Genomic DNA, 20,080 nt, shown 5'->3' with positions numbered 1-20,080 from the left:
GTGCTTATATCGATCCGATCCATTTTAATGGAAACTCAGGCAATCCGACAACATTATCACTGCTTTGTTCAGCTGCTGGCTCATGGAATAAGCAAATGAAAGAACCCGCTATTCACTTTGCGTGCTTATCCTGGAGACAGGGTGTCGGTCTTGGTGTAGGGTTGGCTTCGAATGTAACCATTATGAGTCTTAGGGATAAGACGAAAAGTCTGAGAATGCACAACGTTATATGAGCACAACACCAACAGAACGTGAATATTTCCTCGACTCGATCAGGGCCTGGCTGATGCTATTGGGGATCCCCTTTCACATTTCACTGATTTACTCCAGCCACACCTGGCATGTGAATAGCCAGATGCCCTCCTGGTGGCTGACGCTGTTTAATGACTTTATTCACGCCTTCCGTATGCAGGTGTTCTTCGTTATATCCGGCTATTTTTCTTACATGCTGTTTCTGCGATACCCGCTCAAGCGCTGGTGGAAAGTGCGCGTAGAGCGCGTGGGGATCCCCATGCTGACCGCAATTCCACTGCTGACGCTGCCTCAGTTCATTATGTTGCAATATGTCAAAGGCAAAGCGGAGAACTGGCCGAACCTTACGCTGTATGAAAAGTACAATACGCTGGTCTGGGAGCTGGTGTCTCACCTGTGGTTCCTGCTGGTGCTGGTGGTGCTCACAACGGTGAGCCTGTTGATTTTCAGCCGCCTGCGCCACCGTCTGAGTACAAAAGCCGACACCTTCTTCGCCAACGTTACGATGGGCAAACTGTCTGTGCTCTTCTTGCTGTTGGGGATTGCCTATGCCGCCGTGCGACGGACGCTGCTTATCGTCTATCCGCCGATTTTGAGCGACGGGTTATTTAATTTTGTGGTGATGCAGTCCCTGTTCTACATTCCGTTCTTTTTAATCGGCGCGCTGGCTTTTATTCATACGAAGCTTAAATCGCTGTTTGTCACCCCATCACCGTGGTGCGCGCTGGGGGCCACCCTCGCGTTCGCGGCCTATCTGCTGAATCAGCGCTACGGCAGCGGCGACGCCTGGATGTATGAAACGGAAAGCGTGATCACTATGCTGCTGGGGCTGTGGATGGTGAACGTGGTATTCGCACTGGGCCACCGCTTGCTGAACTTTAAGTCCAGCCGCGTGACCTACTTCGTTAATGCATCACTGTTTATCTATCTGGTGCATCACCCGTTGACGCTTTTCTTCGGGGCTTACATCACACCGCACATCGCCTCCAACACGCTGGGCTTCTTTACCGGGCTGGTGTTTGTTGTAGGGGTGGCAATCGTACTCTACGAAATCCATCTGCGGATCCCGCTCCTGCGCTTCCTCTTTTCAGGAAAACCGCAGGCAAAAGCCTCATAAATCACGCGGCGCATCAGATGCGCCGCGTTTGCATCAGCTCTCCAGCTCTTGTCTGCGCTGAGTCAGAAGCCGCTGATAAAGATGCGTGGTGTCGTCGTCGAAACAGACAAAAATCACCTTCTCTGGCAGCGGTTTTAGCGACAAATAGCGGTAAACCGTTTCTACGGCGATCGTTGCGGCAGCGGCCTTAGGGTAACCATACACGCCGGTGCTGATGGCCGGAAACGCCATCGTTTTATAACCGTTGTCGGCGGCCAGTCGCAGACAGTTCCGGTAAGCCTCTTCCAGAATACTCGCTTCGTGCTGATCCCCGCCATGCCAGACCGGCCCTACGGCGTGGATTACCGCTCTCGCAGGCAGATTGCCCGCCAGCGTAATCACCGCGTGACCGGGAGGACATTCGCCCTGCTGTTGCCGCACGGTTTTACAGGCTTCCAGCAGCTGCGGTCCGGCAGCCCGGTGAATAGCCCCGTCCACGCCGCCTCCCCCCATCAGGGATGGATTGGCCGCATTGACGATAACGTCGACGTGCACTGTCGTAATATCGCCATGAATAATTTCAATTTGCGGTTTCATAAAGCCCCTCTGCAACCCGCCATTTTCTTAAGTGTATCGCAGAGGAGACCGGGAGAAAAAACTATCAGAAAAAATCCTCTTTCACCGCAGGGCGGGAGAACGCGCACTAGCGATACTGGATTTCGACAACCGCGAGCGTTTTTTCAGGATTAAGGTATTTCATATTGAGCGTTGCCACGTTTGAGTCGCTCACTTTCCCGTTAAGCGCCTCTGTATAGCTGACCATACGCGTTTGCATACGGTTATTATTTGGACATGACATTGCAATCTGTTGCTTCTGGGGGGCGACTTCACAGGGGTCGGCGACAATGGCACCGCGAAAATGAATGACACCGCCGTCCACAACCGTGGCCGAATAAGCCGGGATACTCAAAGCAGAAGCGACCAGACCCAGACCTGCCACGAGTCGAGCAAAATAGTTGTTCATTATAGGTACTCCTCAATGAAAATCGTCCATGAGGGGTAAACGCGCTTCATTTATTATTGCAAACGAAGTTTCACGTTACGGAACATAACGACCTGGTCCCTGATATCAGCATAGCTCAACGGCACAGACCCGCCACATTCTCAACCTATTGATTTCATGAACGTTTAGAGCGAGCGTTCCGCTGGCGACCACTGTTGTGATAAATGCAGCGATTTACCGTCTGAAACGGTGACAACGATTTTTACCGTGTCTCCCGCATTAATATTTAAACTCAGGCGCATTAAATCAATCGTCTGATTAGCGGGTATAAAAAGTGTGTTTTGCTGCCGGGAAGAACTTTGTCCTCCCTGCCCTTCTCGCACAGAAACAATCTGAACCTGACAATCACACGACTGCGCCAGAGTGACCTGAGGAACAATGGTGGTCATATTTTCCTGCTGTGACGTTTTGAAGGTTATCTGGCTGGAAAGCGCGGCAAGTAGAATTAAGGTATTCATGATGAACTCCCGAAAAAAAACAGGGCTGATGCCCTGTTTTTTTGTAGCACAGATTTCAGTATCAGTACTGATGAGCTGACGCGTGGTTACCAAAACCGATCTGGGTAACGTTAACAGTCGAGTTGGACGCAGTCTGGTCTACGAGTGCACCGTTAAAGCCGCCAGACTGGCTAACGTTCATAACGGATTTTTTACTGTTCCACTGATCAAGTGTCGCACTGTTGCCAAAACCTTTCTGGGTCAGGTTGATTTTACTGTCATCAGAGCCCTGACCAACGTCAGCACCGTTAAAGCCGCCGGTCTGGCTAATATTCAGGACGGAATTTCTGGCGTCTGTCTGCAGGGCAACCGCGGAGTTACCGCCACCGTTCTGATAAATATTCAGAGTAGAATTTGGGCCACTGTTTCCACCATGACCATGTCCATGACCCCATCCGCCCTGATTAATAGAACCCGCCATAGCACTACCAGAAACTACGATTGCTGCAAGTGCTGCCACTTTGATAAATTTCATGGTAAACCCCCATCGGATTGATTAAAGTCGTCGCGAACGCGCTAATGTTGAATAACGTTAATCGCCATTTGCGACTGTTTCTGCACTACAACTGCGGTTTTCTGCGTACCGTACTGCGTAATATTTGCTCTATTACCCGACCCTTTCTGGATAATTTTCGCGCTATTACCGTATCCATCTTGCGTAATACCTGCATCATTCCCGTTACCGCTCTGATCGATCCAGGCTAAATTGTAACTCCCTGATTGATCAACTCTCGCTCTGTTACCCGCCCCATCCTGAGATACAATGGATAAGAGTCTTGAACCGTCCTGGCTAACCTCAGCGTTATTGAAAACGCCCCGTTGACCAATAATGGCTGCCTGATTGAGTGATGAAAGACTTAATTCGTTAACCGCAAAGTTATATTCAGCATTTGCCAAATCTGAATTCGCTGCGGTTACAAATCCAGGCGCACCCAGTAATGTAAACATCATAATTAACGATGTGTTTTTCATGTTGTCACCCTGGACCTGGCTATTTAATCACGCCATAACCCTATAACAATGCTACTTGTTAAAACGACTCGTATTGTGTTAACGCGTCGTTACGGTGAAGAGTATGTCCGCTGAAACATTTTAAATATCTCACCCGCGCGGCTTATTTTTATTTATCGGCTCACCACAAAGTCGTAATTTACATCAAAAATCACTTTAATCAGGTCAGCTTATATTTTTTTATTAAGCAGGTCTTGCGATCGGGTTGTACAACGGGATGAAGGCTGTCCAGGCGTCATCCCGCGTTGTTTAAACGTAACGGCTGGAGATCATTTTTCTCAGTGCGTGACACGACGCCTGTTTTCTTAAGCCAGGCAGCAGCCCATTCATGGGCTTAGAAATAATCTGAAACTCATACTTAATTACTGCTGCGCAAAAATAACAAATAACCTCAAAAATCAATCACATAAAAATATTTGTATGATTTTTAAAATCTGTGCACATCTATTTATATGTACAACTTTTTCATCAATTATTACCATTAACAACAAGCAGTTTTCACAAATTAATATTGATTTTTACATTCTGTTACACGTTTAACACTTGCTTTAAACTTCGTTAAAGCTAGATTGAAATTAGATGTACGAAATTGGTTTTATATTTACCTCCCTGTGGAGGTTATGGTCTGATTCTACACACAGCAGTGCAACATCTGTCAGTACTTCTGGTGTCCTCTAATAAACAGGAGGACAGCTGCCAGGTGCCAAAAAAAGTGGGGTTTCATCATGTATAATGAAGTCCATAGTTTACATGGTCATACATTACTGTTGATCACAAAACCTTCTTTGCAAGCGACAGCGTTATTACAACATTTAAAGCAATCTTTATCACTGAACGGGAAATTGCATAATATTCAACGTTCTTTTGATGATATTGCACCTGGCAGCATCATTCTTTTCGATATGATGGAAGCTGATAAAAAGCTTATCCATTACTGGCAAGATATTTTAAGCAGGAAAAACAATAATATCCGCGTGCTATTGTTGAATACGCCTGATGAATATCCTTTCAGAGATATTGAAAGCTGGCCGCATATCAATGGCGTGTTCTACGTCACGGAAGAAGAAGACCGGGTGGTAGAGGGGCTGCAAGGTATATTACGCGGAGAGTGTTATTTTTCGCAAAAGCTTGCCAGCTATCTCATCACGCACTCCGGAAATTATCGCTATAACAGTTCAGAGTCCGCGCTGCTCACGCACCGTGAGAAAGAGATCCTGAACAAGTTACGCATTGGTGCTTCAAATATTGAAATCGCCCGTTCGTTATTTATCAGCGAAAATACGGTAAAGACGCACCTTTATAATCTTTTCAAGAAGATAGCTGTTAAAAACCGAACTCAGGCTGTTTCGTGGGCAAACGATAACCTCAGGCGTTAATCACATGAAGCGCACGTTGAGTTGGATCGCCGCAGCGAGTTTCCTGCTCGCTGCCGGGAATCTGAAGGCCGTCGAGGTCGAAGTTCCCGGATTGTTAACAGACCACACTGTCTCATCGGTCGGGCACAGTTTTTACCGCGCCTTCAGTGACAAATGGGACAGTACCTACACCGGAAATATAACAATCAACGAGCGGCCCAGTGCACGATGGGGAAGTTGGATAACAATAACGGCTAATCAGTACGTTATTTATCAAACGTTTTTATTCCCGACCAAAATAGACTTCGATAAAAACGTAGCCTTAGCACTGGCACAATCAGAAGACGCTATTAATCGCCTGCAAATAGATAAAGCCCTATTAAGCACCAGCGATTTAGCAAAAGACGAGTTCTAGCGAACCGATATGCGGAGGCTGTCATGCGTATTGCATATGCAGTTGTTTCGATAATGCTGATAACACCCATAAGCTGGGCCGGAAACATGACGTTTCAGTTCCGTAACCCTAACTTTGGCGGTAACCCTAATAACGGCGCGTTCCTGTTGAACGAAGCCCAGGCGCAAAACTCCTATAAGGATCCCAGCTTAAAGGATTTTAGCGTTGATACCCCGTCCGCACTGGACAACTTCACTCAAGCTATTCAGTCGCAGATTTTAGGGGGGTTACTGACCAACATTAATACCGGTAAACCCAGCCGCATGGTGACCAACGACTTTATCGTTGATATCGCCAATACTGACGGACAGCTTCAGTTGAACGTGACCGATCGTAAAACCGGAAGAATCTCCACTATTCAGGTTTCCGGTCTACAAAGTAATTCAACTGACTTTTAAACAATAGCTAAATAAGGACAACGATCATGCAGCGCTTCCTGATATTTGTTGCAGTGTGCTTATTGAGCGGTTGTTTAACTGCTCCACCTAAAGAAGCTGCAAAACCGACATTAATGCCTCGGGCCCAGAGTTATCGCGATTTAACGCATTTACCTTCACCTACGGGGAAAATATTTGTCTCCGTATACAACATTCAGGATGAAACCGGGCAATTTAAACCTTACCCGGCAAGTAACTTCTCCACGGCTGTGCCGCAAAGCGCCACCGCCATGCTGGTTACCGCGCTCAAGGATTCGCACTGGTTTATTCCGCTGGAACGTCAGGGGCTCCAGAACCTGTTGAATGAACGCAAAATCATTCGTGCCGCTCAGGAAAATGGCACCGTCGCGGACAATAACCGCATGCCTCTGCAATCTCTGGCGGCAGCGAACGTGATGATCGAAGGATCGATTATTGGCTACGAAAGTAACGTTAAGTCGGGTGGTGCAGGAGCTCGTTACTTCGGTATCGGTGCGGATACCCAGTACCAGCTTGACCAAATCGCCGTCAACCTGCGTGTGGTTAACGTCAGTACAGGCGAAGTGCTCTCTTCGGTGAACACCAGCAAAACCATTCTGTCTTATGAAGTGCAGGCTGGGGTATTCCGCTTCATCGATTACCAGCGTTTGCTGGAAGGTGAAATTGGCTACACCTCTAACGAGCCGGTCATGATGTGCCTGATGTCAGCCATTGAAACCGGCGTGATCTTCTTAATCAACGACGGTATTGACCGCGGGCTGTGGGATCTGCAAAACAAAGCAGACGTGCAGAACCCGATCCTGGTGAAATACCGCGATATGTCAGTCCCTCCGGAATCCTGACAGGAAGCGCATAAAAAAGGCGAGATGATTATCTCGCCTTTTTTTATTCGCTCACCGCAGTGATGTTTTGCGCTTTTCCCCGTCGCGACGCCAGCCAAAGACCGCTGTTTTTCATGGCATAGCCAAACAGCAACCCCAGCGCCAGGGAGGGAACCACCAGCTTCCAGTCACCCTGCCCTGCAAAGGTCGCGCACGCCCCCATAAAGGTCCCCGGCACAAATGAAAGCAGCAGATGCTTAGCCTGGATGCACATTAAAAAGGCAACGACACCCGTCATGACGTACCCCAGCATCTCCATATGCGGCGCCAGCGCGCTGCCCTTCATGATCACCAGCGCCCAGATAACACCGCTCATCAGCGTGCAGCCAGAGATAAAGAGCCCTTTGACGCCCCCCTGCGGACAGGCGAAATAGGCGGTGCAGCCGAGGAACCCGGCCCAGCTGAGCAATCCGAGAGACACGGCAACCCATCCCCAGAGTCCGGAGAGAATACCTGTCGTTAGTGCGATACAAAGTAATATATTCATGGCGCGCATCTTAGCAGATGCGCACCATAGAAATGAGATCAGAAGCACATTACGTGCAAGTTGAAATGTTGAGTTGCAGAATTTATGTGATCTAAATCACTCTTCGTTCTCTTCTTCCAGCTCATCCCACATTGCCGCAATAGCGTCGCGGGTCAGCGGGGCCAGCGTTCTCCAGAACGGCGAGGTGGCATGCGCTTCGACTTTACCCAGGAATGTCCCAACCCACGGCAGCAGGTATGTTTCGAACAAGGTTTCGATGGCTTCATTCTCATCATCACCGGCGTTGTCTTCGATCCAGGACGCCGCCAGCAGCAGCGTACCGATATGATCGGCCGGCGTATCGCTCAGCGGCATACCGCGCGTGGAGAGGAACGCGCGGACTTCCGCTTCCGTTGCCCCTTCCTGCCAGGCTGAACGGTATGGCGAAACGCGGCACTCATCGCCAACGAACAGCGCATTGTAGTCCGTCGCAATCTGCTGCATGTCGCAGCTTTTTTGCAGACGTTCCAGTAAATCATCCTGTTCCAGCGGCCAGTTCTGCGCCAGTTTGCCTTCACGAATTAACGTAAAGAGCGGAACCAACAGCGGGTCTTGCGGCTGGCGATAATAAAGCGTACCCAGCACGCGGCAGAGGATGGAAAACTCGTTCATTTTTATGATTCCATTACACAATTAAAGATCGGCAAATTCGGCTATCGGTTCCATTCCGCGCGACTCGAGGAAATCGAGCATGCGGCGTGGGGTCACGTTCAGGATTTGCGCTTCCGGGAAGTTAACATCATTCAGCACTTTCAGGCACTCGCTGAAATCGCCCAGCGTAAACGCGGTATGAGAATCTGAGCCCAGCGCCACCATGCCACCTGCGTCACGCACGGCGGCAGCCACTTCGCGACAGTTGGCTTCACTGCCCTTACGCGAGTGCACAAAAGAGGAGTTATTAATCTCCAGCGCCACGCGGTGCTTCGCTGCCGCCTGCGCGACAGCCTGAATATCAATCGGATACCTCGGGTTACCGGGGTGGCTGATAATGTGCACATTGCCGCTGGCAATGGTGGCAATCATCGCCGCGGTGTTGGTGTCTTTATCCTGGGGAGGGAAAACCGGCTCATGGAAACCGGCGAGGATAAGGTCAAGAGACGTCAGCATCGGGCCGGTGCAGTCGATCTCACCGTCGACATTTTTGATGTTCGCCTCAATGCCGCGCAGTATCCCAATGCCGTCCACCAGGCGTGGCCAGATCCGCATATTCACAAAATGCCAGTAGTGCGGCGCATCCGCCATGTCCGGGCCATGATCGGTGATCGCGAACAGCTTGATGCCTTTAAGCTTCGCCTGGGCGATATAATCATGGAGGTTGCTATACGCGTGGGTGCTGGCGACGGTGTGCATATGCAGGTCAACGGGATACATCTCTCTCTCCTCTGCGGTTTTTCCAAAGGATAGCAGTTATCAGCGGCGAATATTAGCAAAAACCCGGCGAACGCCGGGTTTCTCTCAGTAGCCGCGCTGTCTGTCGACCTGGCCGGTGACCGCGTTACCCTTTTCCATTTCGCTGATGGTATGGGATATATACGCCACCGCTTCTGCCGGACGCGTCACGGCAGCCACGTGCGGGGTCATCGCCACGCGCGGGTGCGCCCACAGCGGGCTTTCCGCGGGCAGCGGCTCACGGCTATAGACATCCAGCATGGCGCCTTTGAGCTTTCCACTGTCCAGCGCCTTCAGCAGATCGCCTTCCACGACATGGACCCCGCGCGCGAGGTTCATCAGGTAGCTCTGATCGACGAGCTGATTGAGCAGGGCTTCATTGATGATCCCTACCGTTTCCGCCGTGTTTGGCAGCAGGTTAATAAGCACGCGTGTCCCTTTCAGGAATGCAGGAAGCTCATCCGTTCCGGCAAAACTCTCAACGCCCGGATAATTCTTGCGGCTGCGGCTCCAGCAGCGTAGCGGGAATCCCCACGGGGCAAGCGCTTCGGCCACTTTTGAGCCCAGCACGCCCGCACCGAGTATGCCGATCGTAAAGTCTTCGCGACGGTACTCCGGCAGCGGCTCCCAGTGGGCTCGCTGTTTAAAGGCCTGATAATCATCAAAGCGGCGGAACCAGTGCAGTACCTGGCTCACGGCATATTCCTGCATTTGCTGGCCCATTCCGGTATCTTCCAGGCGGAAAAGGGGGATATCTTCCGGCAGCATTTCAGGGTGTGCCTTCAGTTTGCTCAGAATGGAATCCACGCCGGCTCCCAGGGCAAAAACGGCCTTCAGCTTGCGGCCCTGGAGCATTTCTACCGGAGGATGCCAGACCAGCGCATAGTCAGCATGTTCATTATCGCCACGCTTCCACTCGCGAACGCGTGCGCCGGGTAACGCCGCCGAAAGCGCCTTGATCCAGTATGCCGTATCAAAAGTGGGGTGATAGAAAAGTATATCCATTGTCATTCCTGCCTTTTATTGCGCTGATTTATTTTGCTTTTTCACTGGACGGTCAGCATAACAAATTTATAGCGCGACTGTGTTGCTGATAAAAAATACGCTTTCAGCACATTTAAGAATCATGTTGCCTGAAGTTTGTCTAAACGCGCTAAATTACTGAAAAAGTGAGTTGACGGCAGTTCGGCTTTTCCTTACATTAGCGCCCGTCCCGGCAACAACGGGATGACAATATGGTGAGGTGTCCGAGTGGCTGAAGGAGCACGCCTGGAAAGTGTGTATACGGCAACGTATCGGGGGTTCGAACCCCCCCCTCACCGCCATATTTGAAGAAGAGCTCGCATGAAAATGCGGGCTTTTTTTTTCGCATATTGCATGCCTGCGGGGGGATGAGAATCCCCGACCGGGGTTCGACAACTGGCGACAGCCAGTTGGACAGACTGAGAGCGTAGCGAACAGGCTGCCCGCAGGGCGAGCGAAGCGAGTCAATCCCCCCCTCACCGCCATATTTGAAGAAGAGCTCGTACGAAAGTACGGGCTTTTTTCTTTTATATTCTCCGTAAAGGGGGGATAAGAACCTTGAAACTCCCTGCGCTCTTTATGTCGGGTGGCGCTGCGCTTACCCGACCTACAAAGTCTTTACTCTTCCACCATCCGCGCATACTCTTCGGTCAGAAAATCCACCAGCGTCCTGACGGACGGCAGCAGGCCGCGCCGCGAAGGATAAACCGCGTGAATCACTTCCCGTCGGGGTTCCCATGCGTCGAGCACCCGTACCAGTTTCCCCGTCGCCAGCTGGTCCTTGACCATCAAAATCGGCAGCTGCACCACGCCGATGCCTGCCATGGCAGCTTCACGTAGCGCCAGCATGTCGGTGGTGATCAATCGAGGATGGTAATGGATCTCCGCTTTGGCACCTCCGGGACCGGACAGCTCCCATTTATGTATATGTTTCCCCTCGTTCATGCTTAACCCGGGCCAGGCACTGAGTTCAGACGGCACGACGGGTTCTCCCATGCGTTGAATCAACGCCGGACCCGCGACCAGACAATGCCCCCTGTCAGCCAGCACCCTTAATACCAGATCGCTGTCATCAAACGGACGCGGGCGTACGCGAATCGCGATATCAACCCCCTCTCCCACCAGGTCTACCCGCCGGTTGGTCGCCTCAAGCTGAAGATTGATCCCGGGGTAGCGCGCCATAAATCTGGCCAGCATCGGACCCACGTGGACATGCAACAGAGTTATGGGGCACGTAATCCTGACAACACCGCGCGGTTCAGCCTGCAGTGCAGCAACGGCTTCCTCCGCGGCCTCGGCTTCCACCATCATCGCTTTACAGTGCTGGTAGAAGGTCTGCCCGACCTCGGTCACCGTAAACTGTCGGGTTGTTCGGTGGATAAGCCGCACGCCAAGGCGTTCCTCGAGCTGCGCTATCCGGCGGCTTAGCCTGGACTTTGGCAGATCAAGCGCCCTTCCCGCCGCCGCAAAGCCGCCGTAGTCCACCACCTTCACAAACCAGACGAAGTCATTGAGATCCTGCATAAATCCTCATCGTTCCATTTTCAGAACAGTGAATGCCATTTTCACTATCTACCGGAGTATTAACTCTGAATATAAGCTAATTACATCAACAGAACATCAGGAGTTAATCATGAAAAACGTAACAGGCGTTTATACCGCTCCCCGCCAGCACTGGGTTGGCGATGGTTTCCCGGTCCGTTCGATGTTTTCTTACCAAACCCACGGCGAGCCGCTGAGCCCGTTCCTGCTGCTGGACTATGCGGGCCCGTACACCTTTCCGGCAGATGGGGTGAAACGCGGCGTAGGCCAACACCCTCACCGGGGTTTTGAAACGGTCACCATCGTCTATTCCGGTGAAGTGGAGCATCGCGACTCCACGGGCAAAGGCGGCGTCATTGGCCCCGGCGACGTGCAGTGGATGACGGCAGGTGCAGGCATTTTGCACGAGGAGTTCCACTCCAGCGCGTTCTCGCAGAAAGGCGGAGAACTGAAAATGATGCAGCTTTGGGTCAACCTGCCGGCCAAAGACAAGATGGCGGCACCGGGCTACCAGAGCATTACGAAGGATGCGATCCCGACCGTGACGCTACCGGATAACAGCGGTTCGCTGCGGGTTATTGCCGGTCGCTACGAGGCTGTAACCGGCCCGGCGCACACCTTCTCACCGCTCAACGTCTGGGACATCGCGCTGAACCAGGGAAGCCATCTGACGCTCAATCAGCCCGAAGGCTGGAGCACCGCGCTGGTCGTGCTTGAAGGCAACATCACGGTGAACGGTACAACGCAGGCGGGTGAAGCCCAGCTGGTCGTTTTGAGTCAGGAAGGCGACAAACTGCACCTGGAGGCGAACAGCGATGCCAAAGTGCTGCTGATGGCGGGCGAGCCGCTGAATGAACCCATCGTGGGCTATGGCCCGTTTGTGATGAACAGTAAAAGCGAAATCAACGAAGCCATTCATGATTTTAATTCCGGCCGCTTCGGTCAGATCTGAAATTAATAAAAGGAGAAGATAATGTCTACACCTGCGAATTTTAATGGCGCACGTCCGGTTATTGATGTGAACGATGCGGTGATGTTGCTTATCGATCACCAGAGCGGTCTGTTCCAGACCGTTGGGGATATGCCAATGCCGGAACTGCGCGCCCGTGCGGCTGCGCTGGCAAAAATCGCGACTCTGGCGAAGATCCCGGTGATCACCACCGCGTCCGTCCCGCAGGGACCGAACGGACCGCTTATCCCGGAGATCCACGCCAACGCGCCGCATGCGCAGTATGTTGCCCGTAAAGGCGAGATCAACGCCTGGGATAACCCGGAGTTTGTTGCGGCGGTGAAAGCGACCGGGCGCAAGATGCTGATTATCGCGGGCACTATCACCAGCGTCTGCATGGCCTTCCCGTCAATCAACGCGGTGGCGGACGGCTATAAGGTGTTTGCGGTGATTGATGCCTCCGGCACCTACAGCAAAATGGCGCAGGAGATCACCCTGGCGCGCGTGGTGCAGGCCGGTGTGGTTCCGATGGATACGGCGGCGGTGGCCTCTGAGATCCAGAGAACCTGGAATCGTGAGGACGCAGCCGAGTGGGCTGAGGTGTATACCCACATCTTCCCGGCTTACCAGCTGCTGATCGAAAGCTACGGCAAAGCACAGGAAGTAGTTAAAAACAGCGAAGTGCTCGATTCACAGCGTTAATTACCCGTGCTGCGACAAGAGCTGATTAAGGCTTAACCGAACGAGCACGAATACAGAAAATCTGCTTGACCGTGTTAGCGCAACTCCCTATAGTAGCGCCCCGTTGCCCCCCAAGCGGTCAGGCAGCAAAAAATATGGTGAGGTGTCCGAGTGGCTGAAGGAGCACGCCTGGAAAGTGTGTATACGGCAACGTATCGGGGGTTCGAATCCCCCCCTCACCGCCATATTATGAGCGCATGTTATTAATTAACATGCGCTTTTTGTTTTGTGCATCTTTTTGGTATGCCATCCAGTATGCCATTGCCATCTGGCTTGCGCTGGCTCACTTGCGAAGGCATCGGACAGCTCACTCCCCTTTCATCTCGCCGCCAGCGCCCCCGGATAGTGTCGGGCAATGATGTCATTCAGTTTATCGACCAGTTCGGGGCGTTTGAAGCTGATATGCGCCGTACCCTTCTGGAAATATTTAATCGTAAACATCTCGTCCTCGTACCGATTGCTGTGCCGGTTAGCGTGGATATGATCGCCGAGACGACGTGTAACGTCAGCGCGTTTATCGGCGGCTTGCTATCCAGAAGCATCAGCATACGTTCAAGGTCCGCCAGACGGTCACGTTGCCAGCCCCAGTTAAGCTCAAATCCCCACCGGTCATATTTGACCAGTCCCGTCACGATGACTTTCGCGCCAAACTTACAGGGGCAATTGGTCTTGTAGTCCCAGCTTAAGCCTTTGAAGATGTTAATGACTCCTCGCTCAAACACCTCACCTTTATTCAGATGCAGTTGCTCAAACGTGCTCAGGATATTCTATTCGCTTACCGCCGGAATATCCTCCTATTCCAGGCTGTTGTAACACTCATCTCAGGCCTGAGCGTCCATGAGCGACAGCATTCCTGACCGTTGCATTAAATCTTTCCAGATACTGCGATCAACATTGCGGGTGATGGCTTTCATCGCCGTTTCTGGTTTCTCCATCAGCCAGCAGTCGTAACGGTATTGCTGCACTCCCCATTCATTCGCTTTACCCCCGCCAATGCTGTCGGTGAGTGCAGAAATATCACTGAGCTGATGAATAAGGCGTTCTGTCAGGCTTAGTGCAGCATTACGTCCGGTGACGATACTCTCAATGCTGGTGGAACAAATCACGTCGGTGTGACCGGTTAATACTTCGGATTCGGTGAGGGTACGTTCTGACATGTTTTTCTTTCCTTATATAAAGCAAAGCGCCAGCCGGTGAGGGCTGGCGCTTATGCGTGTGTGATGAATATTGTCAGGCGGTTAATCAGTTCTGGCATGATGCAGAAACCGGAGATGACGGAGATCGCGAACGTCCTGACGCGCACGTTCAATCCAGGGCAACAGCGCCGCCGAATCCGTATTGTCTTCGTCGTTGTCGAAAATAATGTCGCTGTCGCAACTGATGTTGTCCTGAAGCCAGTTAATCAGGATGGTTAGAGCGGCTTCGGTGGTTAATTCTGGCATGTGAAAACCTTGTGGTTATTGAGGATGGGTTACCAGTCAAAGGTGGCAAAACCCGGCAGCACTTCGCCAAAGGCATCCAGATGAACAATGCTAGCGGCGTAGCGACGGATAAGCGTCACCACTAACCGACGGCAGGCTTTCGACAGGCCGAGGCGTTTGAGACGTAAGACCGGAAATGACCACGCCCCCAGGCAGAGCAGATAACCCGAGCCGGTATAGCTAATCCATTCCGACTCGCCAAAGTCTTCATGCTGGTGCGAAAGGGTAAACAGCAGAGTGTTGTCTTCCGCCGTGATGTGTGCGGTGCTGCACTGGATGCCATTAACGCGAGCGGGGTGTGGTAGCGGATCTTCAACAATGAGCTTTCCGGGGATATCAGCAATACGAAGCGAATAACCGTTATCGCAGACCACATTAATCAGATCGGCCAGCTCAATCCCGTCAATATCTACGGCGATCCGGCCCGCATTCAGGGCCAGTACGTTAATGGTATCGGCTTCTACGGTCAGGGACAGTTTCATGGCTGCACCTCGCGGTTTTTGCCGGTGGTGATGTCGGTCACCATTTTGTAATCGTTACGGGTCATCAGCCCGGTGGCTTTGCGGGCGCGGAGAATATCGATACTGCTGAGAAGCGACGACTGTGTTTCTGCGCTGAAGCCACGGCGATCGGTACGAACCAGATCGTACTTTTCCACGATAAAATTCACGGCGTCGCACAGTGAGATACCTGCGTCAATATGCTCCTGAATCACACCGTCGTTGCCAAACGGGGTGTCGTTAATCGTGAGACCGTAGTGCTGGTCCAGCAGGTGGCTCAAAAGCTGCTGCCAGACATCCTCCGGTGACAGGCGTGCCGGTACCTCCCGCGTTTGGGATAGTGGTTGGGGTTGCATTGGTTTTACTCCGGTAAATAAAGCATCGCCAGACGTTACGACAACGGATGCTGGCGCGGCGGATCGCCTGTACGAGGCGAAGGTGTGATGGTGAGGAGTTAGCTTCTGAGCGATGACGAAGCGCTGATAATGAGGCTGGCGCGACTGCCTGCCAGGCCCATCATGTTTTGGGCGCTCAGAATATCTGCTGGCGTGAGCCGCGACGAGACGGGCATGAGCGATTTTCCCCGATTATCAGTACGTTCCAGCTCGCTGTCTTCAGCCATCTCATTCAGGGCATCAACCAGCGAATCACCGGCGTCAATGCATTCCTGAATGATGGCCTCCTCGCCAAACGGCGTGTCGTTGAGCGCCAGACCGTAGTGATGGTCCAGCAGATATGTCAGGAGGCGCTGCCACACGGCAATCGGTGACACATGCGATAACCGCTCAATCTCAGCGGCCCGCCTTGCGGAAACTGGATAAATTCTCATTGTTGGATCTCTTAGTTGATGGATTAAAACGAGGATAAAGAGCAAGAAGCATTACGCGGTTGTTGCTGGTGTGGGGTAAATCGCGAGATAGAGATAACCACAACTGCCGAGAGTATCCGCCTCGCACGACAGCCCTTTCGCATACAGTGTGACGCAGTGCTGATGGCGGGGATTGAGTTCACCGCTGGTGAGCATCAGCTCCAGCTGTTTGAGCAGCACTGGAAAAGCCTGATCGAGATGGCGCAAATCTGAGTCGCTGAATGTTCCGGCGATACTGGCACGGTCGGCCAGGTAGTGCAGCCGGTTGCCCTCCTGCGCCAGGCGAGCACCAAAGCACGGTGTGACACTGCGTTTCAGTCCCCACCAGGGCTCAGCGATATCGTGGCTGTCTGGTCGTGTTTTATTCGACAATGTAGATCTCCTTTAAGTTGAGTTAATTCAGCGTGACGCTGCACAGGATTACATACGGACAATTGCGGTCCTGACGGCGTTCTGCAAAGACCGCGAGCACGCCGCTGATATCCTGCACCTCCCGCCCGGCGTAGTGGCAGACGCTGCCGGATCATTTGTATTTACCCGTGCAGAAGCGAAACAGCCGCGCCTGCGGATGCTGGCGGTACAGCGCTATCGCCTGACGTTTGGGGATGATTTTCATCCTGTTGTTCCTCAGATCCAGCCTCGTTCGGAAAAGGAAATAATATCCATCCCGCCCACCACGAGGTGATCAAGCAACCGGATATCCACCAGGTCCAGCGTCTGTTTCAGGCGTTCTGTCATCTTACGGTCTGCCTGACTGGGCTCCGCCTCACCTGAAGGGTGGTTGTGCGCAAGTACTGCGGCGGCGGCATTGTGTTTCAGACCGGCCTTTACGACCTCACGCGGATGCACGGTGATGGTGTTGATTGTTCCGAGAAAAAGCGTGTCGTGGGCTATCAGGCGATGCTGATTGTCGAGCCACAGAACGGTGAAGGCTTCGCGGTCAAGCGTGGCAAGCTGCAGGCGTAGCCAGTCGCGTACTGAGCTGCTGGATGTAAATGCTGCACCTGGCTCACGTAGCTGGCATTCCAGCAGGGTCAGTGCCGTCCGTATGGTCTGCTGTTCTGTGGGGGGCAGTTCACGGGCAAACAGCGGAAGTTGTTGCTCCATAATGGTTTACCTCAGTCAATGATGCGCATGATGGCATTGCATTCCGCGTGCCTGAGCGCATAGTCCCGCAGGCGGTAATAGTGCTCTGTCATGGCATCGCATTCCGTACGGCAGGCATGATGACTGTAAGCGATGAGGCAAACCGCAATTCCGGCAGCGTCTGCGCTCATCCCCGCACCATTGCCGTTCATCGGATTGAACAGTGCCCACTTTTCATCGGCATCGGCTTCGGGTGCCATATATGCACCGCCGTTGCTGAGTGAATGAAAATTCCAGATGCCCCCGATGTAGTCCGTGCAGAAGCGATCCATCCAGGCAAAGATTTGCGGCTCGAGAGTTATCCACTGTGGGATGCTGCCGAAGTGCTGTGGCCAGAAGGCAACACGCTGCTCATCGGGCACTGAGGTGCATATGATGCCGTCAGCATCAGTGTGTGGCGAGGCGAGGGATTCCGTCTCCGTGCTGGTCTGGGTGAGTTTGTTTTTCATGTTGTTTCCTTTTTTCAGTATGTTGTTGAGAAGGAGTGACGGGCAGGACTGCGCACAGCCGTCCTCATCACAGAGCGAGGGCCAGTGACCCTCCGGGAGGTTTAAGCGGCGGCAGGCTGAGTTCATCGGGTTGATAAAGAAGGTGTGAGCACCAGGCGCACAGGTCGTCATCGGAGATGGAGCGACAATCTGCCTGGTGGTGCAGGGGAAACGGATGTGGCGAAACCTGAATCACGCCATCGGGAATAGGCTGCATTACTTCAGGCTCTCCAGCAGGCTTTCTGCCATCACCCAGAGCGCCCGGTTGAGTTTTACGTCGCCGTCGATGCCGTTAACCGCGCGAGTGTGGGTACGTTTACCCTGTGCGGTACGTCCGCTCAGCCCGCCTTTCAGCAGGTTCTCCTGCAGCCTCTGGTACGTTGTCCACAGGTCGTCCTGGCGGTCCTCATACCGTCTCGGTGTCAGTATCTGCGTGGCGGTCACAGGCTGGTGCTCTTCCCCAAAGCGGTACGTCAGCGCGGCGTTCGCCAACGCCTGTTGTGCTGGTGGTGGGAGTAACAGGGCTTCCATGGCCTCTCGTTTCTCTTCCACCCGGTCAAAGACACCGAGTACTTCGTAAGCACCTTCAATCACCTTCCCGACGATATCGCCCCGGTGCGGAACTCTGATTTCGCCAAACAACTGGCCGCAGACGAGCGAGTTGGTACACACGCTTCTGAAAATTCCTGGTAAAAGCTGAAAACTTGACGCGCCATCGTGCGAATTCAGAATGATGATTTCAGGCACATGTTGACCGTTTATCTGACCAGCACGACGCAGGCGTAGCAGGTGCTTTGTGTGCTCACGACGGTCAGGATCGCGCACGCGTGACTGACAGGCAAAGAAGGGCTGGAACCCTTCGCGGTGCAGGTTTTCGAGCAGGGTGATGGTCGGTATATAGCTGTAGCGTTCTGAGCGGGAGGCGTGTTTGTCCTCGCCAAAAACGCTGGGTACATGTTGGTGTAATTCTTCGTGAGTCAGTGGACGGTCACGGCGGATCTGATTTATTCGCCCAAAACGGCTGGCTAGTCTCATGGTTAATTCCTTATGGTTGATGGTGTGGCGGGTCTCCGGGTGAGGCCCGTGGTACTTCAGTCCCGGGGTATACCGTGACTGACCAGATAGCGGTTAAGCCCTTCCCCTGCACTGGCTTCAAAATTCCACGCCCGCCAGATCAACTGCCCCTCGCTGTCGCGGAGCACCAGCCGAAAGTGCGTCCCCTGGTCGTCTTCAATGGTGACGTTGGTGTAAAGCACCACTACGGCTTCAGCCTGTTGGCGGGTGAACGGACAGGGTGGTAATGGCATATTGTCAGTGACTGGCATATTCAGTTCCTGTTGAAAGACAAAGAAAAACGCCCTGCTCAATGAGCAGGGCGTGGAGTGGTGTTGGCTAAAGAGCAACTAAGTATTGCGGGGTAGTGTTGTTGCTGAGTGGCAGGAGATATTACGGCACGTCGAATTTAGCCACGCAGCCTTTATCGCCGAAGGCCGGTATTAACGCGGCGGCACCCTTCAGCGTGAACACCGCCTGTTTTGCACCTGAGCCGGAAACGAGCACGCGTTTACCGGTACGCAGCTTGTTCCACGCCCACATCAGGTTGTTTTCCCCCACGTGAGAATCGCTTTCGCTGATATCGGCCTCTTCGTCGTTATCGATTTTCATCGTCAGGGTTTGACCGCTGTCCATGCTGACCTGATGGCCGTTCACGTCGGTGAAGATGATGGTGGCGGCCTGTGAGCCGGAGCTGTCGCAGGCGAGGTACAGCTGTGACTGCCCCTTGCCGAGGATGGTGTATTCCGCTGTACCCTGTGTGAAGCCACGGGTCCAGGTATCGTGGTTACCGAACGCCAGCGCCTGGCCGGAGAAGCAAAGCGCCAGGGCCAGAGGGACTATCGATTTGAATGACATAGTACTTTTCCTTTAATAAGCAATATGAAATTTGGGGAGATTAGAGGTCGATGTTAAAAGCGGTTTATTCGGTCACTGTGAAGGTGCCCTGGTCGGTGAATACTCTGGCTTCAAGGAAGCTGCAGACCACGCCCGCCGGGGGCTGAAGGTAAGTATGGCCAAAATGCCAGGTCAGGCCGTCAGCAAAATGCATCGTGGTGGGCGTGAAGCTCGCCCCCTGCGCCACCCATCCCTCAAGCCGTTTGCCCTGGTACGTGATGCTTCCCTTTGTCAGCAGCGGGCATTTGCCCCGGTTGACGTCAATATTTTTAATCACGACAGTGTCAGTTTTAGCCGTCACGGCGACATTGATACCCTGTATGTTCTTCTGAATATCGACCTTAATGATGTCATTTTCAGCCGCACCGGCAGTTGAGGACAGGGCTGCCAGCAGCATCATGGCGGCAGTAGCGGTATAATATTTAGTCATATAAGTTCCTTAAGACGTGACA

Annotated in this window: 29 protein-coding genes, 2 tRNA genes, 1 other RNA gene and 2 pseudogenes; 10 read left to right on the top strand and 24 right to left on the bottom strand. The window is 52.7% G+C overall.

Annotation, left to right across the window (positions count from 1 at the left end; translation table 11 throughout):
- The first annotated feature begins 229 nt into the window (after positions 1 to 229).
- Entirely contained in the window at positions 230 to 1,369 is a 1,140-nt protein-coding gene (gene mdoC, locus ACERY3_RS04585; protein WP_033145187.1) for a glucans biosynthesis protein MdoC, read from the top strand.
- A gap of 33 nt (positions 1,370 to 1,402) precedes the next feature.
- On the opposite strand, the gene ymdB is transcribed toward mdoC, so the two are convergent.
- The 5 genes from ymdB to csgB form a co-directional block, all read right to left on the bottom strand.
- Positions 1,403 to 1,945: an O-acetyl-ADP-ribose deacetylase gene (ymdB, locus tag ACERY3_RS04580; RefSeq protein ID WP_023311113.1), complete on the bottom strand. Its 543-nt coding sequence runs from the start codon at positions 1,943 to 1,945 to the stop codon at positions 1,403 to 1,405.
- A gap of 106 nt (positions 1,946 to 2,051) precedes the next feature.
- On the bottom strand, positions 2,052 to 2,372 hold the full coding sequence (locus ACERY3_RS04575) for a hypothetical protein (protein ID WP_058840837.1): 321 nt from the start codon (positions 2,370 to 2,372) through the stop codon (positions 2,052 to 2,054).
- A gap of 164 nt (positions 2,373 to 2,536) precedes the next feature.
- A complete protein-coding gene (csgC, locus tag ACERY3_RS04570; RefSeq protein WP_033145185.1) occupies positions 2,537 to 2,869 on the bottom strand; it encodes a curli assembly chaperone CsgC in 333 nt (110 codons plus the stop codon).
- 61 nt (positions 2,870 to 2,930) lie between these two features.
- Positions 2,931 to 3,383 carry a curli major subunit CsgA gene (gene csgA / locus ACERY3_RS04565; protein WP_033145184.1) on the bottom strand — a complete coding sequence of 151 codons (453 nt, stop codon included), beginning with the start codon at positions 3,381 to 3,383 and terminating at the stop codon, positions 2,931 to 2,933.
- A 41-nt stretch (positions 3,384 to 3,424) separates the two neighbouring features.
- Positions 3,425 to 3,880 (bottom strand): curli minor subunit CsgB, encoded by a 456-nt coding sequence (gene csgB, locus ACERY3_RS04560; RefSeq protein WP_033145183.1) that lies wholly within the window; start codon positions 3,878 to 3,880, stop codon positions 3,425 to 3,427.
- A gap of 764 nt (positions 3,881 to 4,644) precedes the next feature.
- Between csgB and csgD the strand changes: the two genes are divergently transcribed.
- Genes csgD through csgG form a run of 4 tightly spaced genes read left to right on the top strand, consistent with a single transcriptional unit; the run spans position 4,645 to position 6,986 of the window.
- On the top strand, positions 4,645 to 5,295 hold the full coding sequence (csgD, locus tag ACERY3_RS04555) for a biofilm master transcriptional regulator CsgD (RefSeq protein ID WP_021240790.1): 651 nt from the start codon (positions 4,645 to 4,647) through the stop codon (positions 5,293 to 5,295).
- A 4-nt stretch (positions 5,296 to 5,299) separates the two neighbouring features.
- A complete protein-coding gene (gene csgE / locus ACERY3_RS04550) occupies positions 5,300 to 5,689 on the top strand; it encodes a curli production assembly/transport protein CsgE (RefSeq protein ID WP_033145182.1) in 390 nt (129 codons plus the stop codon).
- A gap of 23 nt (positions 5,690 to 5,712) precedes the next feature.
- Positions 5,713 to 6,126: a curli production assembly/transport protein CsgF gene (csgF, locus tag ACERY3_RS04545; protein WP_373225165.1), complete on the top strand. Its 414-nt coding sequence runs from the start codon at positions 5,713 to 5,715 to the stop codon at positions 6,124 to 6,126.
- Between the two features lie 26 nt (positions 6,127 to 6,152).
- Positions 6,153 to 6,986, top strand: a complete 834-nt coding sequence (gene csgG / locus ACERY3_RS04540; RefSeq protein ID WP_025755858.1) for a curli production assembly/transport protein CsgG — start codon at positions 6,153 to 6,155, stop codon at positions 6,984 to 6,986.
- Positions 6,987 to 7,029: 43 nt separating this feature from the next.
- On the opposite strand, the gene ACERY3_RS04535 is transcribed toward csgG, so the two are convergent.
- From ACERY3_RS04535 to ghrA, 4 genes are all read right to left on the bottom strand, one after another.
- Positions 7,030 to 7,512: a DUF1097 domain-containing protein gene (locus tag ACERY3_RS04535; protein ID WP_072196684.1), complete on the bottom strand. Its 483-nt coding sequence runs from the start codon at positions 7,510 to 7,512 to the stop codon at positions 7,030 to 7,032.
- Between the two features lie 96 nt (positions 7,513 to 7,608).
- Complete coding sequence (locus ACERY3_RS04530; RefSeq protein WP_029740002.1) at positions 7,609 to 8,163, bottom strand: molecular chaperone; 555 nt, start codon at positions 8,161 to 8,163, stop codon at positions 7,609 to 7,611.
- Positions 8,164 to 8,184: 21 nt separating this feature from the next.
- The gene (locus ACERY3_RS04525) at positions 8,185 to 8,922 is read right to left on the bottom strand and encodes a phosphatase (RefSeq protein WP_039261721.1); all 738 of its coding nucleotides are present in this window, start codon (positions 8,920 to 8,922) and stop codon (positions 8,185 to 8,187) included.
- An 84-nt stretch (positions 8,923 to 9,006) separates the two neighbouring features.
- Positions 9,007 to 9,945 (bottom strand): glyoxylate/hydroxypyruvate reductase GhrA, encoded by a 939-nt coding sequence (ghrA, locus tag ACERY3_RS04520; protein ID WP_058840838.1) that lies wholly within the window; start codon positions 9,943 to 9,945, stop codon positions 9,007 to 9,009.
- 232 nt (positions 9,946 to 10,177) lie between these two features.
- On the opposite strand from ghrA, the gene ACERY3_RS04515 reads away from it, so the two are divergent.
- Together ACERY3_RS04515 and ACERY3_RS04510 are read left to right on the top strand one after the other, a co-directional pair.
- Positions 10,178 to 10,265 (top strand) — tRNA-Ser (locus ACERY3_RS04515).
- 45 nt (positions 10,266 to 10,310) lie between these two features.
- A non-coding RNA gene (locus ACERY3_RS04510) (RtT sRNA) lies at positions 10,311 to 10,448 on the top strand.
- Positions 10,449 to 10,581: 133 nt separating this feature from the next.
- Here the strand turns inward: ACERY3_RS04510 and ACERY3_RS04505 are convergent.
- Entirely contained in the window at positions 10,582 to 11,487 is a 906-nt protein-coding gene (locus ACERY3_RS04505) for a LysR family transcriptional regulator (protein ID WP_048975951.1), read from the bottom strand.
- 109 nt (positions 11,488 to 11,596) lie between these two features.
- Here ACERY3_RS04505 and ACERY3_RS04500 point away from each other — a divergent pair, with 109 nt between their 5' ends.
- From ACERY3_RS04500 to ACERY3_RS04490, 3 genes are all read left to right on the top strand, one after another.
- Positions 11,597 to 12,457, top strand: a complete 861-nt coding sequence (locus ACERY3_RS04500; protein ID WP_058840839.1) for a pirin family protein — start codon at positions 11,597 to 11,599, stop codon at positions 12,455 to 12,457.
- 21 nt (positions 12,458 to 12,478) lie between these two features.
- The gene (locus ACERY3_RS04495; protein ID WP_058840840.1) at positions 12,479 to 13,156 is read left to right on the top strand and encodes an isochorismatase family protein; all 678 of its coding nucleotides are present in this window, start codon (positions 12,479 to 12,481) and stop codon (positions 13,154 to 13,156) included.
- A 136-nt stretch (positions 13,157 to 13,292) separates the two neighbouring features.
- Positions 13,293 to 13,380, top strand: a tRNA-Ser gene (locus tag ACERY3_RS04490).
- Between the two features lie 133 nt (positions 13,381 to 13,513).
- Here ACERY3_RS04490 and ACERY3_RS04485 read toward each other — a convergent pair.
- From ACERY3_RS04485 to ACERY3_RS04420, 14 genes and pseudogenes are all read right to left on the bottom strand, one after another.
- Positions 13,514 to 14,352 (bottom strand): annotated as a pseudogene (locus tag ACERY3_RS04485) (DUF4942 domain-containing protein).
- Positions 14,353 to 14,433: 81 nt separating this feature from the next.
- A complete protein-coding gene (locus ACERY3_RS04480; RefSeq protein WP_373225164.1) occupies positions 14,434 to 14,637 on the bottom strand; it encodes a hypothetical protein in 204 nt (67 codons plus the stop codon).
- 29 nt (positions 14,638 to 14,666) lie between these two features.
- Positions 14,667 to 15,158 (bottom strand): DUF5983 family protein, encoded by a 492-nt coding sequence (locus ACERY3_RS04475; RefSeq protein ID WP_373225163.1) that lies wholly within the window; start codon positions 15,156 to 15,158, stop codon positions 14,667 to 14,669.
- Positions 15,155 to 15,532 (bottom strand): TA system toxin CbtA family protein, encoded by a 378-nt coding sequence (locus ACERY3_RS04470; RefSeq protein WP_373225162.1) that lies wholly within the window; start codon positions 15,530 to 15,532, stop codon positions 15,155 to 15,157. Before ACERY3_RS04470 ends, ACERY3_RS04475 begins: the two co-directional genes overlap by 4 nt.
- A gap of 98 nt (positions 15,533 to 15,630) precedes the next feature.
- Entirely contained in the window at positions 15,631 to 16,005 is a 375-nt protein-coding gene (locus tag ACERY3_RS04465) for a TA system toxin CbtA family protein (protein WP_373225161.1), read from the bottom strand.
- A gap of 51 nt (positions 16,006 to 16,056) precedes the next feature.
- Complete coding sequence (locus ACERY3_RS04460) at positions 16,057 to 16,416, bottom strand: type IV toxin-antitoxin system YeeU family antitoxin (protein ID WP_373225160.1); 360 nt, start codon at positions 16,414 to 16,416, stop codon at positions 16,057 to 16,059.
- A 22-nt stretch (positions 16,417 to 16,438) separates the two neighbouring features.
- Positions 16,439 to 16,660: pseudogene (locus ACERY3_RS04455) on the bottom strand (DUF987 family protein).
- A gap of 11 nt (positions 16,661 to 16,671) precedes the next feature.
- On the bottom strand, positions 16,672 to 17,151 hold the full coding sequence (gene radC, locus ACERY3_RS04450) for a DNA repair protein RadC (RefSeq protein ID WP_373225159.1): 480 nt from the start codon (positions 17,149 to 17,151) through the stop codon (positions 16,672 to 16,674).
- An 11-nt stretch (positions 17,152 to 17,162) separates the two neighbouring features.
- Entirely contained in the window at positions 17,163 to 17,639 is a 477-nt protein-coding gene (locus tag ACERY3_RS04445; RefSeq protein WP_373225158.1) for an antirestriction protein, read from the bottom strand.
- 67 nt (positions 17,640 to 17,706) lie between these two features.
- A complete protein-coding gene (locus tag ACERY3_RS04440) occupies positions 17,707 to 17,895 on the bottom strand; it encodes a hypothetical protein (RefSeq protein ID WP_373225157.1) in 189 nt (62 codons plus the stop codon).
- The gene (locus ACERY3_RS04435) at positions 17,895 to 18,713 is read right to left on the bottom strand and encodes a DUF932 domain-containing protein (protein ID WP_373225156.1); all 819 of its coding nucleotides are present in this window, start codon (positions 18,711 to 18,713) and stop codon (positions 17,895 to 17,897) included. The genes ACERY3_RS04440 and ACERY3_RS04435 overlap by 1 nt, the downstream gene beginning before the upstream one ends.
- Before the next feature lie 56 nt (positions 18,714 to 18,769).
- On the bottom strand, positions 18,770 to 19,003 hold the full coding sequence (locus tag ACERY3_RS04430; RefSeq protein WP_373225155.1) for a DUF905 domain-containing protein: 234 nt from the start codon (positions 19,001 to 19,003) through the stop codon (positions 18,770 to 18,772).
- Between the two features lie 121 nt (positions 19,004 to 19,124).
- A complete protein-coding gene (locus ACERY3_RS04425) occupies positions 19,125 to 19,589 on the bottom strand; it encodes a hypothetical protein (protein WP_373225154.1) in 465 nt (154 codons plus the stop codon).
- A gap of 64 nt (positions 19,590 to 19,653) precedes the next feature.
- Complete coding sequence (locus ACERY3_RS04420; RefSeq protein ID WP_373225153.1) at positions 19,654 to 20,058, bottom strand: hypothetical protein; 405 nt, start codon at positions 20,056 to 20,058, stop codon at positions 19,654 to 19,656.
- Between the last annotated feature and the right edge of the window lie 22 nt (positions 20,059 to 20,080).

Origin of the sequence: Enterobacter cloacae complex sp. ESBL7, assembly GCF_041679625.1 — a bacterium.
GTDB classification, from domain to species: Bacteria; Pseudomonadota; Gammaproteobacteria; order Enterobacterales; family Enterobacteriaceae; genus Enterobacter; species Enterobacter asburiae_B.
Note: the sequence above shows the minus strand (reverse complement) of the source record. Positions and strands in the feature narration are given on the sequence as shown.